Genomic DNA, 17,414 nt, shown 5'->3' with positions numbered 1-17,414 from the left:
GATAAGAAAAATTACAAATTAGAAACCGTTGAGCTTTTTTGTGATAAAAATTTCAGATTTTGCGGTTTTTTGAAATGTAGAACACAGTCTGACTGAAAATTTCTTGATAAAATGTTGGATCAACAACGACCTAATTGCTTCAAGCAAAAACATCTGGCTTTTAGATCGTCAGCCCGATCGCCAGAGCAACATAAACTACGGTCTGAATCAGCAGCGCAACGGCTGAACCCTATACTGCGCTTTGATTCTCATCCTCATGGAACAATTCTAATTTATTCCTCTTGATTTATCGTGGTTTGCCCTTTCCTCTGCTACGGTTGAGGGAGTATTCGATCGTCGGGAAGGGAGTTTTATGGTATCTGAGACTACTCAGCAAACGATATCTAACTTGCCGGAAACGCAGTTTTATCAATGGCAGGAATATCGCTGCGCCTATGAAGTATGGTCTTCCCCTGATTCAGACGTGCAAAAAACGCCTTTGTTGCTGATTCATCCCATCGGAGTAGGGTTATCTCGTCGATTTTGGGATCGGTTTTGCCAGCAATGGATGATGGCGAATCAAGAGAATGCCATTTATAACCCCGATCTTCTGGGCTGCGGTGAGAGTGATATGCCCCAGCAAGCCTATCGGTCAGAATTCTGGGCAGAACAGCTTCAACACTTCATTCAGACGATTATTCAGAAACCTGTAATTATTGTGGTGCAGGGAGCATTATTTCCGGTTGCAATCTCATTATTCCAAACGATCGATCCAGACCTGATTAAAGGCATGATTTTAGCTGGGCCACCCGCCTGGAAAATTATGACAACTTCAACCGAGAATTGGAAACAGCAATTAACCTGGAAAATTCTCTCTTCCCCTGCCGGTACAGCCTTCTACCGCTACGCACGACGACGAAAATTTTTGCGCTCTTTTTCCGATCGCCAACTGTTTGCCGAAACTGAGGCGGTTGATCATCAGTGGTTGGATACCCTGGAAGCTGGCGCGACTGATTTGAATAGCCGCTATGCTGTATTTTCCTTCCTGGCTGGATTCTGGCGTAAGGACTATGCGATCGACATGGCTAACCTGAATGTGCCTGTATTGGTCGTCATTGGTGAACAGGCCTCCAGCATCAGCCGGACTGGAAAAGGGGAGCCGCCAGAACAGCGATTGGGAGATTATCTCCAACATCTGCCCCAGGGACAGGGAATGGAGCTGAGCGGACGAAACGTTTTGCCCTACGAATCAACCTCAACCTTTGTGACGGCGATCACCCCCTTCGCTCGACAGGTTGAGACCGTGCTTTGAATGGGGACACCTCAAGGCACCGATCGCTCAAATTTGTGGTTTGTTTGAGTCCACAGAAAAACTGATTACAGGTTGTGTTCTAACCAGGTGGTCACTTCATACGGCTGAGTGAAATCCAGGGATGCTTCGCCCAAAGCTTCCAGTTGGTCGATCGAGAGCGATTGAATCTGAGATTCTACCTCTGGTTCCAAGTCACCAAACCGACGTTTCAGCAGCCGTAAAACAAAAGATGTCTCCCGATGGAAACCTTGTTGTAGCCCTTGTTGTAGCCCTTGTTGCCGTCCTTCCTGTAGCCCTTGTTCCAGGATGTCCTGATAAATCACCGACTCCTTCATAATCTCCTCCCGCAGAATTTGCCGAATCACCGTTTTCTCTAATACTAATCCTGCCAGAACAGAAGTGGCTGCCGCGACATTGCTTTTGCTAATTGAATTGGGCAGGGCTTCAACCTGTTGCACAATCTGTTGCAGGGTTTGGGTCTTGTCCTCGGTGTAGCCCAGAATCGCCAGGGGTAACAATCCGGGATATTGCAGCAGGTCGGCGATCGGCACTTCCCACAGCCGAATCACTTCAAATTCATGACGAGTTCCAGGAATGGTAAACACGGTCTGCTGGACTAACTCTGAGTCACTCGGCTTGAGGTAGATCACTACCTGACGCATGGCTTTGTGGGGGTGGCGACGGTAGAGGCGCAGGCGGTAATCCGCCATCCGAAACGGAATCTCTGGATCGGGTTGGGTTTGAAACTCCAGATGGAGCACGACCTGTTCTGAAGCCAACAGGATCAGGGCATCGGCCGAATCGGGGCAACGGATAACTCAGATGGATCAAGCTGGGTTAAGCCGATCGATTCTCCCAGGAGCCATTGAGCAAAGTCCTGGCTGTAGCTTTCGGCAAGAAACTTGCAGACGTTATCATACATGCCCAGATTCTATCTATCCAATTGTCTTTATCCATTCAATTGACTCTATCAGCCCGATCGCTGCCGATTTCTTAAGAGAAGCTTGTATTTAGTGACTTTGCTGTCCTGCTAACTTTATTTCTTAGGGGGTTTCCGGCAAACTGAGGAAGCGAGTCACCCTGGGTGGCGGCTGAACAACACCAAACCTCATGCGGAGTGTGTTCACTATGAAAATCCTGGTACTCAATGCCGGATCGAGCAGCCAGAAAACTTGTCTATACGACATTACTGATGCCACTTTGCCAGATCATCCTCCAAAGCCCATTTGGCAAGGAATGATTGATTGGACTCACCAAGCGGGTGTGGCAGAAATAGCGGTAGAAACTGCACAGAAAACCGTAGAGCAGGAAATTCCCTTTGACGATCGATCGTCTGTTTTGAAATCGCTGCTGGCAATGAGCTGGACGGGCGAAACTCAGGTGATTAACAGTCCTGGCGAAATTGATATCGTGGGGCATCGAGTCGTACATGGCGGGCGCAAGTATCACAACAGCACGCGCATAACACCAGAAGTCAAAGAAACGATCGCCCAACTTTCTGAACTGGCTCCAGTCCACAATCCAGCAAACCTTCAGGGAATTGAAGTCGTAGAAGCGATTTTGGGGGAAGTGCCGCAAGTTGCAGTGTTTGATACGGCCTTCCATGCTCAGATGCCGGATGCAGCGGCCATTTATCCCGGAACCTATGAATGGGTGGAGAGAGGGCTAAGACGTTATGGGTTTCATGGAACCAGCCATCAATACTGTGCAGAGCAAGCGGCTGAATTACTGGGACGGGATTTGTCGGAATTAAAAATCATTACCTGCCATCTGGGGAATGGAGCCTCCCTCGCTGCCATTCGGAATGGACTCAGCATCGATACCACGATGGGATTTACTCCTTTAGATGGATTGATGATGGGCAGTCGATCGGGTGCAGTTGATCCTAGTATCTTGATTCACTTGATACGCCATGATGGTTATGATGCCGATAAGTTGGATCACTTGCTCAACAAAGCGTCTGGATTACTGGGAATCTCTGGGGTGTCCAACGATCTGCGACAGGTGCAGACAGCCAGTGATCAAGGCAATCCCCGCGCTCAGTTAGCGTTAGAGATTTACATTCATCGGCTGCGATCGGGCATCGGCTCCATGCTGGCCAGTTTAGGGGGATGGGATGCGCTAGTGTTTACCGCTGGGGTGGGCGAAAATGCGGCTCAGATTCGGGCCGCAGCCTGTGAAGCCTTCGAGTTTTTAGGACTGGAGCTTGATCTAGAAAAAAATGTAAATCGTCCCCGGAATCAAATTATTTCTACCCCCGATTCCCGAGTTCATGTGCTAGTAATTCATACCCAGGAGGATTGGGCGATCGTCCGTGACTGTTGGAAACTATTAAAGAACGAGTAGCACAGCTAACTGAAGTTTAAATATTTAACTCACACCTGCCATGAAATTTGTTTCTGAGCCATCCACCACGGTCAAAATGCAAAAAATGAAGCAGCGTGTCCGATGGCAAGATCCGGTCATTCGGGAGCGGGGTATAGACCAGACTGCCGTTGTCATTGATGATGAGCAGACGGAAGAACCCGAATTTTCCTTTATGGTGGTAGGCGACAGCGGTACCGGCAAGCACCGGGGTGAAAGTCCCCAGCGACAAATTGCCGAGCTGATGCTGGAACACCGGGAGGAATGCCGCTTCGTTTTGCACACGGGAGATGTGATTTATCTGGTTGGCTCCAGCGAATATTACCTCAGTAATTTCATTAAGCCCTATCGAGAGTTTTTAGTCGGCGGCAGTGAACCGAACAAAATTCGTTACGATCGCATGACGTTCAACCAGCCATTTCTGCCCGTTCCCGGTAATCACGATTATTATGATCTGCCGGTTGTATTCGGAGCATTGTCTATTCTGTCGCTGCCAATCCGCCGTCTGGCTCGATCCCGCGTTGATCTGGATGTGGGTTGGCATGGTTCTTGGCAGGGAAAAGCCTACGCTAAAGCATTTTTGGATTACCTGGAGGGCATTAGCAATCCAGAGGAACTAATTCGGCACCTCGATCGCCATTACACTGCTCAGGGTACTCAGGGACGCTGTTTGTGCTATAAGCCTTCCCAGTTCACCCGTTTACCGAACCGCTACTACACCTTTCGTTATGGTGGCATTGATTTTTTTGCAGTGGATTCCAATACTTTCAACGATCCGGCTCCCCTCGGCAAAGACAAGGAAAGCGTTAAATATCGTCAACAACTGGAAAAGCGACGAGTGGCGATCGAACGGGAAAAAGCAGAGATTTCTGAACGATTTACGGAGCTGAATCCAGATGATCCGGAACAATCCGATCAACTCGACGATCTCCGCACTCGGCTAGAGCAACTAGAAGAAAGTGAACATGATATTGACAAACAGCTTGATACGTCCCATGAGCCTGCGGTTGATCAGGAACAACTGGACTGGTTGGAACACCGGCTGGTCGAGTCCTGGAACACTGAGTCCGTGCGGGGTCGAATCATCTACTTCCACCACCCGCCCTATGTTACTGAGGCCACCAAGTGGGATCAGGCACAAACCTTAGCGGTGCGGTATCGATTGCGTCAGGTGCTGGACAATGTGGCCAAAGCCGTTGGCTCACAGGCTGAAAATCGGGCGATCGTTGATCTGGTTTTAAACGGTCATGCCCATTGCTTAGAGTACCTCCGCACCGTCAATACCGGCCATGCAGATTCTCATATTAATTGGTTAGTTTGCGGCGGGAGTGGCTACAGCTTACGACGACAGCGGGACGAAGGAAACCAACTCTCGGAAGTCGTTCCAGAGGAAACTGGAAAAACTCATTTAGTGGCTGAATCTCACCTATTCCTGGGTCGGACTGGCAGCGGGTCGGATAAGCATCGCCCCTACTCCTTTGCCCGCATTGATGTGAAGTCCGGCACTCCGCCGAAATTTGTGGTGCGTCCCATCATTGCAGAACGCCATCGCTCTGAATGGTCGAGTAAGTCTCTCCCTTCCTTTGAAATGAGCTAACGCCATGAAAAAAGCAGGCTGTTACACCTGCTGAAAGATAATTGCGATCGGAGGAATCGGTCTCAGTAAAACCAGGATTCCTCCGAAGGTTCGATCAGGAGCTTAATCCAGAACCTTAGTAGTAGTAGTAGTTGGAACGAACAGGGCGTGCACACCGTCTATAGCTGCGCGGAGCATAGTAGCGTGGCCCATAGGAAACTCTGGAATAATGGGGGCGATGAGAGCGGTAAGAGTGATACCGGCCACCCGCTTGAGCAGGTTCAGCCGAACTCAGAACTCCAGCAGCAGCCACAGTCGCTCCTAACAGAGCCGTTGTCATAACCCCTTTCAGCTTGCGGAAGCCTTGTTGCTTTTCCGATGCGTTGTGCAGGGTGTCACACGTATTCATAGGTATGTCTTCCTCAATCTTTGGTGAACTCAACAACACTGGTAGCCGAATATCACTATGTAGATATCCAGGAATTCTCATACATCCTGATTCAATTAAATACAGAGCTAGTAAACCAGCCGTTTTCAGCACCACAAAGTCATAAATCGACTCTGAAACGATAAAAACGTCTAATTTGGTGAGTAGCTATCTAAAAATATAACTTTCTACTAATGATTTGGCTAGGTCAGATCAGATTAATTTATTAATTGTCAGAAAAGAATTAACCTTGATCACAGCCTTTTCACAGAGATTGCTATATTAGATTGCTTTCAGTTAATACGCACCCTAAGAATACAGAGCCGGAAAAAATGAAAGAAGAGATATCCTAATTCAGGTTGGCAGCGTTGAGACACTGACCCGATCAGGCTGATCTTACCCAAGCCAAAGTCCTCAGTCTGCCCAATTTGCCAAGTTTCTATCAATGACACACGGGTGGTTTAGCACAATCCCATGACAGTTAAACAAATCAAAAACATTTACACCGATGGCGCCTGCTCTGGAAATCCGGGGCCCGGTGGTTGGGGAACAGTCATTTACTTCGCAGATGGTTCAGTCCATGAACTGGGCGGATCGGCAAGCCAAACTACCAACAACCGCATGGAGCTACAGGCGGCGATCGGCGCACTGGAATATCTGCTGTCTAGCCAACAAACTGAACCCATTACCCTTTATACAGACAGCGAGTACGTCAAAAACGGCATCACCAAATGGGTGAAAGGCTGGAAAGCGAAGGGCTGGAAAACCTCAGCCGGAAAACCCGTGCTTAACCAGGATCTTTGGGAAACCCTGGATCAGCTCAATCAAAAAGCAATGCGCCAGATCCCGGCCCTGCAATGGCAATACGTCAAGGGGCATTCTGGCAATACGGGCAACGATCGCTGTGATACGATCGCCCGCACCTTCTCCCTCGGACAAACCCCCAGCCTCACTACCCTTTCCCACCCTCCACTTTCCACTTCCCCCTCCCCACTCCCCCAATTTGAAGCCCACGCCACCGACGAGACCCAGTCAGAAACGATACAATCCTCTGACGACAATTCTCAGCAGGATAATTCTCTTCCAACTTCTAATTTAGTCATGGTAGATTCCACTACATCTTCAATTACCGACGGTTCCGATTTGCCGCGTGAAGTCAGGGTTGCTCAACTCCGAAACTTGGTGGAAACCTTGCACATGGCAGATGAAATTGCTCGATTGGGTTATTTAATCACCAGCTCTGAACTGGCGGATCTGATGGATGTCAATGCCAGTGCTGTCACTAGTCGGGGGGATAACTGGGTCTGGCGTAACTGGGTAGTGTCGCGGGTGCGGCGGGAAGGAAATCAGATTCTCTGGCAGTTGGAGCGGGTTGATTAGTGATCGCTGTACAAAACTTATAGAAGTTCAGGAGCAGTACTGAAACCGCCTGATTCACATTTCTCTAATCACTTTGTTCAGAGAAAATAACCATATCTAGAAATCTATGGCATTCTATACGCAACATCTAGAGTCAATTGGATGCTGTAATCACCCCAAAGGACAAGAGTAAGCAGTGGAAATTATCCTGGAAAACCTGTGGAATCAAGTGTTGGAGCGGTTACAGCTTCAACTGAGCCGTCCAACATTTGAAACCTGGATTAAACCTGCCACTGCTGAACGGATGGAGGGAGACTGTCTGGTCATTTGTACGCCTAACCCGTTTGCTCGAAATTGGCTCCAGAAGTACTATGTCAAAACGATCGCCGCTGTGGTTGAGGAAATTGTTGGGCGATCGGTCGAGATTCAAATTATTGTCAAGCCAGGGTCAGAAGCCGAGAATGGGTCTGAAGCAAACGAAATGCTCTGGCCGCTCCCCGCTGAGGCTCCACCTCCGGAACAGGCTGCCCCCAGCAAACGCCTCCGCCACACTGACCTTAACCCGAAGTATGTCTTCTCCCGGTTTGTCGTCGGTGCAAACAATCGCATGGCCCATGCTGCTTCCCTGGCGGTGGCTGAATCTCCTGGACGGGAGTTTAACCCTCTGTTTCTCTGCGGTGGAGTCGGGTTGGGCAAAACCCATCTGATGCAGGCGATCGGGCATTATCGGCTAGAGATCAATCCAGCGGCTAAGATTTTCTACGTTTCCACAGAGCAATTCACCAATGACCTGATCTCCGCTATCCGCAAAGACAGTATGCAGAGCTTTCGGGAGCATTATCGGGCGGTGGATGTGCTGCTGGTGGATGATATTCAGTTCATTGAGGGCAAGGAATACACCCAGGAAGAGTTTTTCCATACCTTCAACACCCTGCACGAGGCGGGAAAGCAGGTGGTGCTGGCTTCCGATCGCCCACCGAATCATATTCCTCGGCTTCAAGAGCGTCTTTGCTCCCGCTTTTCGATGGGGCTGATTGCCGACATTCAGGCTCCTGACCTGGAAACTCGGATGGCCATTCTGCAAAAAAAATCAGAATACGAAAATATGCGGCTGCCCCGCGAGGTGATCGAATATATTGCTTCCAGCTACACCTCCAACATTCGGGAATTGGAAGGAGCCTTAATTCGGGCGGTGGCGTATGTGTCTATTTCGGGCTTACCCATGACCGTGGAGAACATCGCTCCAGTGCTGAATCCTCCCATTGATCAGGTGGAAGCTTCTCCCGAAACGGTGATTAACATTGTGGCGGAAATGTACGGAGTCCCGGTGGAAGATCTGAAGGGCAGTTCACGACGACGGGAAATTAGCGTGGCGCGGCAAATCGGCATGTACTTAATGCGCCAACACACAGATTTAAGCTTGCCCAAGATTGGTGAGGTGTTTGGCGGCAAGGATCACACGACGGTACTGTATAGCTGTGACAAAATTACGCAGCAGAAGGACAATGATCCTGATTTAGCGCGGGATTTGCGTCAATTGAGTGAGCGAATTAGTGTATCGAGCCAGGTAAATTCGGCTCGGAAGTAAGGAGTACAGCTAATACTCGGCAGCAATCCACCCACCTTTCGTAGTGCAGGCTTCCATCCTAGGCGGACAGGATGCCCGTTCTACGATTGCTAAGGATCAGGGATTAAATAACCTGTGCAACGTTTTACTTCGCTGACTGGGCGGGCAGGATGCCCACCCCACAAGAATTTCAGGTTTCAGGTTATTGAATGTGCACGCCTAAATTCACGCCCACCTCTACTAGAGCGTTGGATGGGGAGGAACGGCAGAAGGATAGACCTGATCTGCAACAATCACGGGTCGGTTCGTATAGCGTGCAATGAACTCTTGCATTTGAGCATCTGTCCAATCCAGATTTGCATCCCGCAGCAGTTGCTCACTGATAGGCTGTGCCTGTCCCGTTACCACAATATTTTCACCGTCTTCCAGTTGAGCCGTGTCAACAAATTGATCAACGCCGATTACCAGGACACCCACATCGTTAGCCCATCCTTCCTCGAACAGAGCAAAGGCATTATTGGTTTCTTCTAATCGTCTGAGATCCCCTTCCACCGCAACGGGCTGATTGATGAAGGTTCCTTCAGGTGCATCCCAAAAATCCTGGGGTCTGGGAGCAAGGGCAACACTTTGGGCAATAATAGCAGGCTGCTGATCGTACTGCTGGGCAACGTTAGGTTCGATGCCATACTGTTGAGCCTGAGTCGTATCCAGGGTTTGCAATTCTCCTGTCACCTGAAGCGGCACTTCCTGATCAGGGAGCTGGAAGGGTGTTTCGCTCACAATCACCACAGGATCCCCCCCTTCAGATTCAACGACGAATCCATTCTGGCTGAGGATATCGGTAACGCCACTACGGATTGTGACTAATTCTCCGATCGCCGGATCACCAGGAGTTGCGTCAGTCACATCCTCTGTGGTGACTGTACCATTGCCAACGGTTTGATCCTCCTGAGTTGGCGGTTGACAAGCACTTAACAAAGAAACACTTAACCCTAAAGTAATGACTCCTAGAGAAGATACGGCTCTTCTAGATAGTCCAAAAATCGTCTTTGCTTTTTCACTGGATTGATGTCTCATCATTTTCTCCTTCAGAACATCTATTTATCGTGAAGAACATAAATTCTTCTGAGAGAGCTGACTCAACCTCTAACCTGTTTTGCGTTGTGGCGATCGCAGTCAGCCGCCTATGCGGTGATTTACTTCGTGATCGATTCCCGATACCTATCTAAGTAACTCACAAACTCACAAAAATGTGTGATGGTTATTTCAAGCACTCGAAAGGCCTAATCATCACAAAATAGAACCGTAAGCTCATCACGTAAATATTGGGCTAAATGATCAGTAGCGAATTATAAACCTCAACTACTGCTAAACCCTAACTGATGATCAGCCTAACGGTTTTTTCCCAGGAATACCTCTACCAGTAGATAGCTTTTGTCATGCTTCCTATTTTGCTGACGTTTGCTACGCTACATTGAGGAGAAACGCTAAATCACGGTTTAACTATCTGAAGGATGATTTTTCTTCTGACTTCCATTCAGATTCAATTTTCAATCACAAATGACTCATTCCCCTGCAAACCCGATCGCCCCTGAAATCTCCAGAAACGATCGGATTCGAGAACTGATTTGGAATCAATTGGTGAAATGGGTTGTCGAATTAAGTTGACGAAAAAATTAACGAATTAGAGCGTCATCGATCGCACGTAAATTCGCATGATTTCACCCGGTTCTTTGCTCGTTGCTTGTTGAATCTGCGAGAAGGGTAAGGGTCTTGACCAGTCTTCGACGCGGCAAAAATCGCACTGATACAGACGAGCAATGGTTAATTCCACATCATCAGGCTGACCAATCATCAGGATTTTCACCGATCGACGGGCAGCGGAAAAGGAACGATCGCCCATAGGAGGCTGACCGAAAAATTTAGCAGACATAGTTGATGAATCTCCTTGTGTTCCAGGGTTTGAAGAAACCCCAGAGACTAGCCCTCGTTCAGACAGGGCAGACCGCAGGCATCGGGATGTTATCATACACCCTAGCCTGGACTAGCCTTGGTAGTCTGGGTCAGGAGGTTAAGCGTTTTGCTTGCCACGCGCGCTTGACCTCCGCTAGAGAATTCGCCTCCAGGTCGTCCAACTGCCCCCAGGTCTGTGCAACCCAAAAGGCAGCTATAGCTGATGAGCGTACCATCAATCGATCGGGCAAATCAAGTCAGAAATGTTACAGTTCGATTACATCGTTTGAGCCTTCACCCGCATCCGAATTTGTAGCACTCTGGAGAATTCCTACTCAAAAGGAGAATGTCCATAAAATCCCCTCTTGGGAGGGGCAGGGGTGGGTTCCACTGTCTGATACCACCAGACCTTTGTATGTCCGATCGCCCTACCTGAGAAGGGAATGGAGGGTGAGGCTGCAAAACTAAGATGCTCCCCAAACCTCTTTTATTCTTCTCCTACTAGCGTCTGTCTTACCTCATCAAGGGGAAATTCCAACTCATTCGTTGAACCATTCGATTGATGATTCTCATCAGGGATTTCATCAGGACGAAACTCAACCTGAATCCGAACCTTTCCGGTTTGCCATCCTTTACCATTGGGTCGAAGCACTTTACATTCCACGCCTTCAGTTGCCCACTTTTCTTCTTCCCCTTTCCAAATTCCAATCTGTTTTTTGATAGATTGCATCATCTCATTGATTGTGAATGTAGGGTGGGAAATTAAATTCCATTTGAGATCATTTACCGAAATCACTGCATCACTTTCCAACGAATAAAACCGATCGCTCATTTGAATTTCTCCTAAATATTTGGGTTGGGTAGGCAAAATGTTTTAGTTGGGTAGGCAGGCAAGATGCCTGCCCTACGGTTTGTCGATCGGATGGGGAAATTTGTTCTAGCCTTCTGTCGCTAATCCTTCTGTCGCTAACCCTTCCACAAACACCCCTTCGATCGCTGCCTCTTCAACACTTTCAGGTTGATTCTGCACCGCCAATTCCAGATTTGAATCCTCTGAAACCGTTGGAACGATCGCCAGGTCTGCTTCGCTGATTGCGGGTAACTTTTTGCGATCGAGTTGTAGGGTTTCCAGGCAGGCATTCACCCCAGAAATCGCTTGATTGTAGATGGCAATTTTTTGATCAACCTCCGCCTGTTCTCGCTGATTCGTGCGAATTTTCTCTTCTGCTTCCTTATCCAACACTTGCGCCAGATAAGTCCGTGCCTGATCGTACTGTTGTAAAATCACATCGGCTTGTTCAGCAGCATTCTGCAATAAATGCACATTCAAGGTTTGGTTAATGGTCTGACGGAAGGTTCGCATCACGGTTTCCTTCACCTTTTGCTCAAAGTCGAGCTTGAGTAACTGCCGAATCGCGGGTTCTGCCTCTATCATGTTCTGATAGTCATAACCACGGCAGGCTTGCTGTAAGGTTTGGCGCAGTTGCCAGAGGGATACGGTTCCTTCCGTATAGAATTCAGGACGTTCTCGCACGTAGCGATCGCATTCAGTTCGGGCTTCATTCACCAAAGCCTCTGTGGCTTGATGTTGCAGTCGTAGTAAACGCTGTTCAATTCCACCGTCATTTCCCAGTAACCGATAGAGATCGCGGTAATAATCCTGCTGTCGGACGCGATCGATCAGGGTGTGGAAGAAGGTTGCAACCACTTCCCTGGAGGCATCCACCAGCACCGCTTCCAGACCGTCCGCCAGATAGTAAAAGGCTTCCCCCAGAATCGAGAGCAGGGGAACGACAGAATGCCGCTTGTGGCTAGCCTGGGCCCGTTTGTGAATTTCGCTGATGGATAGAGTGTTGAGCAATTCATCCAGTCGGCTAACCATACGGGCTTTCAGCTTCATGAAACTGCCCTCAAAGGAGGCATTCCCATTTGTCGCCACTGCCTCATTCACTTCCCGCTCAATGTCCTGCCGGAAATCATCGCCAAGTTGCTTCAGTTCCCGATTCAGTTGCCGCAGCTTTTGCTCCTTAATGGCGTTAATGTCCTGAGGCTGACTTTCTAACGCCTGCCATTGGTCTAGATAAGTCTTCTTCAGGCTAATGCAAAGGGGCTGCAAATCATCCGCTAAATTAGCCAGGAGTAACGGACGTTTTTCCTCCATCAGGTAGCGCGTCACCGCAACCCGAAAGGCTTCAATGCCGCTATCTTTAATTAATTGCTCAATCAGAGGATTGCCCTGTTCACTCAGAATCCGCACATAGTTCTCATTCGGCGACTCATAACCCCTCACATCAATCCGAAATCGATCGCCCGGTAGTTTCCCAGAAATGCAGTAGCGATTAAATTCATTGACAAACTGTGGAGTTTCTTCCTGTCCACCAACCCCTTTCACACTTTCAGCAAACAGCGTATCCAACCCAAAGCGATCGTCCCGTCCCGCCTGACGGATCTGGCTGCCATAGAACCCCAGCAAACCACTGGTTTTATAGACTCGCTGCGATTCCCGAAACTGGTCTTGAATCAGGCGTTCCAACCGCTGGCGTAACTGCGTGTTGTACCAGGTTTCATCGACTCGGTTGAAGACATAAAACACACGATCGCGGATTCCAGGATTCGATCGGGTTTTCTCTAACAGTTCTGTCTCCTCCGTGGTCATATCTCCGGCGGAAGCAGGCTTTAAAACGCAGACAACGGCGGATGTATCTGGATCTTCAATTTTGTGATAGGTCAGTTCCGCATCCTTTTTCACTGGAGCGTCAATTCCGGGTGTATCCACCAGAATATTGCCATCTCGCAACAAGTCATGATGACAGTAATATTCGACTCGCTTCAGCACCGCACTATTGGCTCCCCGACGGGCATAGTTTGCCGCTTCCTGCAAATTGCTGAAGTGAAACCGCTCCATCGAAAAGGTGTTGTTTTGAGTGGTATGAATGTGTTCCCGATTCGCCACAAATCCATCCAATAATAAGTGTAATGCGCTTGCCTGTTTAGCGCGATCGGACTTACTTTCGCCCCCTTCCTCCTGAATCACCTGCTGACATTTCTGCTGCAACACATCCACCACTTCGGGCTGATTGATGTTAATGGCGATCGAGAGTCCCAGGCGTTGGCACAGGGCATTGGCCTGTTCTCGAATCTCGATTTCACTCATAAAGGTGAGAACCACGCGCTCCTCGGCTGGTTCGGCATAGGCAATCTGACATTCCGTGCCGGTGGCATGACCTTCCGCACTGTACAGCAACTCTCGTTCCAGCAGGGCATTAATCAGCATCGACTTTCCAGCACTGAATGCCCCCGCAAACACAATTTCAAAGGTCGGTGAAAGGGCTTTTCGGAGGGAATTTTGAATTGCAGTAGTGTCTAATTGTGCGCGTAGCAGTGGTTCCTGTTGATGCAGTTGCAGTAAGCGATTGACCTGATCTTGCAATTCCTGGCAGGGTGAAGCATGGGACATGAGAAAAAATCCTTGAAACAACCTTATGAGCAGCGAGACATAACCTCCTTCCTAGAGTTCCCACACCACTTCCCAGATCCACTCCTCACTCCTCACTCCTCACTCCTCACTCCTCCTCCCTAAATTCACATAAGATTCCGTATTTATCGGGATACAGTCTCAGTAGATCGCAAATTCTCTAGGAAAGGGGTAGGGTCAGGCTAAACGCATTAAAACAAAGCCATGACGATCTACCCAAGTTCATTATCGCCTGCTCCAGCTTTGACGGATGAAGCGACGTTGGAGGTAGCCCTCGACTGCCTATTGGAACACTTATCCCTGGACATGCAAGGTGGATACACACTCCAAGATCTGTTTGAGATTTTGCTACGGGCCGCCAGTCGCAGCGATAGCATTGAACACACAACACAACGATTGGAGGGCGTACCCAGTGGCAATGGCATTCGCTATCATCTCGATAAGTTAGACGATATCACAACTCTGGAATCTCAACTCAATGCCGCTCTGCAAAGCCGCATCCCCCCAAAAATTCGTAAGGGCAAGCATCGTATTGCCATTGACCTCCATCTGATTCCCTATTACGGCAGTGTGAACGTCGCCACTGAGCCTTACATCTACCGCTCTCAAGCTAAGGCAGGCACGACTTCGTTCTTTGCCTATGCCACCGTCTATGTGATTTGTCGTAACAAACGGGTTACTTTGGGTATTCATGCCGTGCATCGGCATGAAACATTGGTTGCAACCATCACTTATTTATTAGCCATGCTGACTCCCTTACGAGTCCGCGTCAAACGGCTTTATCTTGACCGTGGGTTCTATAGTGTACCAGTCATTCGTTGGCTCAAAGCTCTCAATATTCCGTTTCTCATGCCTGCGGTAATTCGAGGCAAACGTGGAGGTACTCGCCAGTTGTTGATTGGGCGCAAAAGTTATGCCACCCGTTATACCCTCAACAGCCCTCAATATGGTTCAGTTACCTGTCAGATGCGGGTGATTTGCAGCTATTACAAAGGGTTCAAAGGGAAACATGGTATCCAATACACCCTATACGTGGTGCATCGTGTGAGGGTTGCTTTGGAGCAGATGCATCAGCATTACAAAGACCGTTTCGGTATCGAGACCAGCTACAGGATGAAAAATGGGTGCCGTATCCGCACCACGAGCAAGAATCCAGTCACCCGTTTGCTGTTTGTGGCTCTGGCGTTTATTTTGGTCAATCTCTGGGTGTATTTGCTCTGGTTCTTTGTGAGCCGTACTCAACGAGGAGGACGGGTCGTTTACCGAGAACTCTTTAGTCTCAAGACCATGTTGGAGTTTCTCTCTCAGGCTGTCGAGCGACATTTCCCAGTCATCACAGCCATCTATTTACCCTCTCTAGAATGAATTTGCGATCTACTGAGTCTGTTTTGCTTAACCCGCATGATGGGATTAGGATCTGCGGGATTCAGGGTGGAGCGTAGTATTGCGGAAAAAGACCTATGGCGATGGAATTGGAAGGGATTACGAAAATTGCCCAAAATCTACTCTTGCTACATCAACAGGTGGCAACGGGAAAACTCGTCATCACCCACGGGAAGCAGTCCTCACTGCAATGGCATATTTACTTCTACCTGGGTCGGATTGTCTATGCCACGGGGGGTGTCCATCCAGTGCGCCGCTGGTATCGATCGTTCAAACACTGTTGTCCAGAGTGCTTTGGTACCAACTGGCTGATCCAGGCTCAGTCTGACGCAGATTTGTGGGAAATTGATCTGCTGAATCAGGCGATCGGCCAGGGGTGCATCAGTCCCAGCCAGTATAAAGCTGTGATTCAAAATGTGGTGCAGGAGGTCGTATTTGTAGTGCTGGGGCAAAAGTTTTTCACGACTCAGTGGCTCCCCGGTCAGCAAATTCCGCAACAGTTCACTTTCCTATCCGTGGAGCAACTGATTCGAGATGCCCAAACGTTTCGAGAGCAATGGCGCGACTGCGGGCTGGGCTTTTTGCAGGAATTGATGGTGCAATTTTCCCCCGATCTCTCTCCAGTCTTACAAAATCGGGCTTTGTTAGAATCGCAGACCTCTCAATCCTATAAAAGTATGCTGCGCCTGATGCGGGGACAGCACACCCTCTGGGATATTGCCCTGGAAATGCAGCAACCCCTGCCGATCGTCGTGCGCTCCCTGATCCCCTGGATCCGCCGGGGCATGATTCAACTTAAAGAAATCCCTGATCTACCTTCCCTCTCCTCCAAGCCAGCCCATACTCTGGTTTCTGCACCTGTCACCCCTAAAATCCTGGTGGCCTGCATTGATGAAAATCCTGGTGTCGGTCATGCCATTGCCCAAGCCCTTAAACCATTAGGGTATGAGGTGCTGATCATTCTCAACCCGCTGCGAGGTATGGCTTTACTGCAAGAACGCAAACCCAGGCTGATTTTCCTGGATCCCGCCACCTCCAACGCCAACGGTTATGATTTATGTGCCTTTCTCCGTAAAACCCCTGACTTTCAAACCACTCCCATCATTATCCTGACCAAACATGATTCCGTGGTCGATCGCGTCAGAGCTAAGATGGCTGGAGCATCTGAATTTCTGAGTAAACCCCTCGACTCCGCGAAACTCCAACAGGTGATTCAGAAACACTTTCCTGCTGCAACCCTGTCGGTTGTCGCTTAAGCTGATTAAACTGATGAAGGATTCCTGCAAGTCAGGCAATAGGATCGGCCATGCCCATCCCCTGAATTCAGCCCATCATACGTTTCACTGCTCCACTGTGTATGCCTCCCGTTCAACCCCTTTTCCCACCAACGCCCCCTCCCCCTCGATCGCCCCATTCCTCCCTCTGGAAGCGCGGACGGCTCCTGTTGCTGTTTGGGCTGGTTTTGCTGTGGAGTGTGCTGGGCGGACTGGGACTGGCACAGGCGCGATCGGGAAACGGGGCTAATTCAGGCGAACGTTCCAATTCAACGGCAGGCGCGATCGCTCAGGTCATCTCTCCTGCCCCTGAGGGACTCGTGGATCCAGTGCTGCCAGAATTTCAGTTGGGCCAAGAACTGTATCTAGAAAACTGTGCCTCTTGCCATGTCGGTTTACCGCCTGCGACCATGCCTACGGAAACCTGGCGGACGGTCTTAACCAATCCCACCCACTATGGGGTACAAATCACGCCCATCTCAGAACCCAGCATCTACGTCGTCTGGAACTATATTTCTTTTTACTCGCGTCCCCTCCGCAGCAACGAAGCCACGCCCTACCGCCTGCGAAGCTCTCGCTATTTCCGCGTTCTTCATCCCAATGTCGAATTTGGGAGCGATCGAGTAACCGTCCGAAGCTGTGTGGCCTGCCATCCCGGAGCCGAACAGTACGACTATCGCAGCCTGACACCGGAATGGGAAGATGCACCCTGAGCAGTACCCCAGAGCATGAAAATTGGATCAAA

13 protein-coding genes and 1 pseudogene are annotated in these 17,414 nt (G+C 49.3%); 8 read left to right on the top strand and 6 right to left on the bottom strand.

What is annotated here, in order from left to right:
- Window positions 1–352 precede the first annotated feature (352 nt).
- A complete protein-coding gene (locus ACM1PF_RS06810) occupies window positions 353–1,291 on the top strand; it encodes an alpha/beta fold hydrolase (protein WP_416673454.1) in 939 nt (312 codons plus the stop codon).
- A gap of 65 nt (window positions 1,292–1,356) precedes the next feature.
- Here ACM1PF_RS06810 and ACM1PF_RS06805 read toward each other — a convergent pair.
- Window positions 1,357–2,213: pseudogene (locus ACM1PF_RS06805) on the bottom strand (Rpn family recombination-promoting nuclease/putative transposase).
- Window positions 2,214–2,419: 206 nt separating this feature from the next.
- On the opposite strand from ACM1PF_RS06805, the gene ACM1PF_RS06800 reads away from it, so the two are divergent.
- Window positions 2,420–3,637: an acetate kinase gene (locus ACM1PF_RS06800; protein ID WP_416673451.1), complete on the top strand. Its 1,218-nt coding sequence runs from the start codon at window positions 2,420–2,422 to the stop codon at window positions 3,635–3,637.
- A gap of 40 nt (window positions 3,638–3,677) precedes the next feature.
- Window positions 3,678–5,252 carry a metallophosphoesterase family protein gene (locus ACM1PF_RS06795; RefSeq protein ID WP_416673449.1) on the top strand — a complete coding sequence of 525 codons (1,575 nt, stop codon included), beginning with the start codon at window positions 3,678–3,680 and terminating at the stop codon, window positions 5,250–5,252.
- A 115-nt stretch (window positions 5,253–5,367) separates the two neighbouring features.
- On the opposite strand, the gene ACM1PF_RS06790 is transcribed toward ACM1PF_RS06795, so the two are convergent.
- Window positions 5,368–5,640 (bottom strand): hypothetical protein, encoded by a 273-nt coding sequence (locus ACM1PF_RS06790; RefSeq protein ID WP_416673446.1) that lies wholly within the window; start codon window positions 5,638–5,640, stop codon window positions 5,368–5,370.
- Window positions 5,641–6,132: 492 nt separating this feature from the next.
- On the opposite strand from ACM1PF_RS06790, the gene rnhA reads away from it, so the two are divergent.
- Both rnhA and dnaA read left to right on the top strand, forming a co-directional pair.
- Entirely contained in the window at window positions 6,133–7,038 is a 906-nt protein-coding gene (rnhA, locus tag ACM1PF_RS06785; RefSeq protein ID WP_416673443.1) for a ribonuclease HI, read from the top strand.
- 175 nt (window positions 7,039–7,213) lie between these two features.
- Window positions 7,214–8,605 (top strand): chromosomal replication initiator protein DnaA, encoded by a 1,392-nt coding sequence (gene dnaA, locus ACM1PF_RS06780; protein ID WP_416673440.1) that lies wholly within the window; start codon window positions 7,214–7,216, stop codon window positions 8,603–8,605.
- A gap of 219 nt (window positions 8,606–8,824) precedes the next feature.
- On the opposite strand, the gene ACM1PF_RS06775 is transcribed toward dnaA, so the two are convergent.
- The 4 genes from ACM1PF_RS06775 to ACM1PF_RS06760 form a co-directional block, all read right to left on the bottom strand.
- Entirely contained in the window at window positions 8,825–9,664 is an 840-nt protein-coding gene (locus ACM1PF_RS06775) for a hypothetical protein (protein ID WP_416673437.1), read from the bottom strand.
- 604 nt (window positions 9,665–10,268) lie between these two features.
- Window positions 10,269–10,517, bottom strand: coding sequence for a hypothetical protein (locus ACM1PF_RS06770; RefSeq protein ID WP_416673434.1), 249 nt, complete (start codon window positions 10,515–10,517; stop codon window positions 10,269–10,271).
- Window positions 10,518–11,024: 507 nt separating this feature from the next.
- Entirely contained in the window at window positions 11,025–11,405 is a 381-nt protein-coding gene (locus tag ACM1PF_RS06765) for a KGK domain-containing protein (RefSeq protein ID WP_416673431.1), read from the bottom strand.
- Window positions 11,406–11,474: 69 nt separating this feature from the next.
- Complete coding sequence (locus ACM1PF_RS06760) at window positions 11,475–13,994, bottom strand: dynamin family protein (RefSeq protein WP_416673429.1); 2,520 nt, start codon at window positions 13,992–13,994, stop codon at window positions 11,475–11,477.
- 222 nt (window positions 13,995–14,216) lie between these two features.
- Here ACM1PF_RS06760 and ACM1PF_RS06755 point away from each other — a divergent pair, with 222 nt between their 5' ends.
- The 3 genes from ACM1PF_RS06755 (at window position 14,217) to ACM1PF_RS06745 (ending at window position 17,382) form a co-directional block, all read left to right on the top strand.
- Window positions 14,217–15,377 (top strand): ISH3 family transposase, encoded by a 1,161-nt coding sequence (locus ACM1PF_RS06755; protein ID WP_416666610.1) that lies wholly within the window; start codon window positions 14,217–14,219, stop codon window positions 15,375–15,377.
- A gap of 95 nt (window positions 15,378–15,472) precedes the next feature.
- Entirely contained in the window at window positions 15,473–16,651 is a 1,179-nt protein-coding gene (locus ACM1PF_RS06750) for a response regulator (RefSeq protein ID WP_416673427.1), read from the top strand.
- Between the two features lie 101 nt (window positions 16,652–16,752).
- On the top strand, window positions 16,753–17,382 hold the full coding sequence (locus ACM1PF_RS06745) for a cytochrome C (RefSeq protein ID WP_416673425.1): 630 nt from the start codon (window positions 16,753–16,755) through the stop codon (window positions 17,380–17,382).
- Window positions 17,383–17,414 lie beyond the last annotated feature (32 nt).

It is taken from the genome of Egbenema bharatensis FJBBOT/2019 (assembly GCF_048077055.1).
Classification (GTDB): domain Bacteria; phylum Cyanobacteriota; class Cyanobacteriia; order Elainellales; family Elainellaceae; genus Egbenema; species Egbenema bharatensis.
This window is presented reverse-complemented; position numbering and strand designations above follow the sequence as displayed.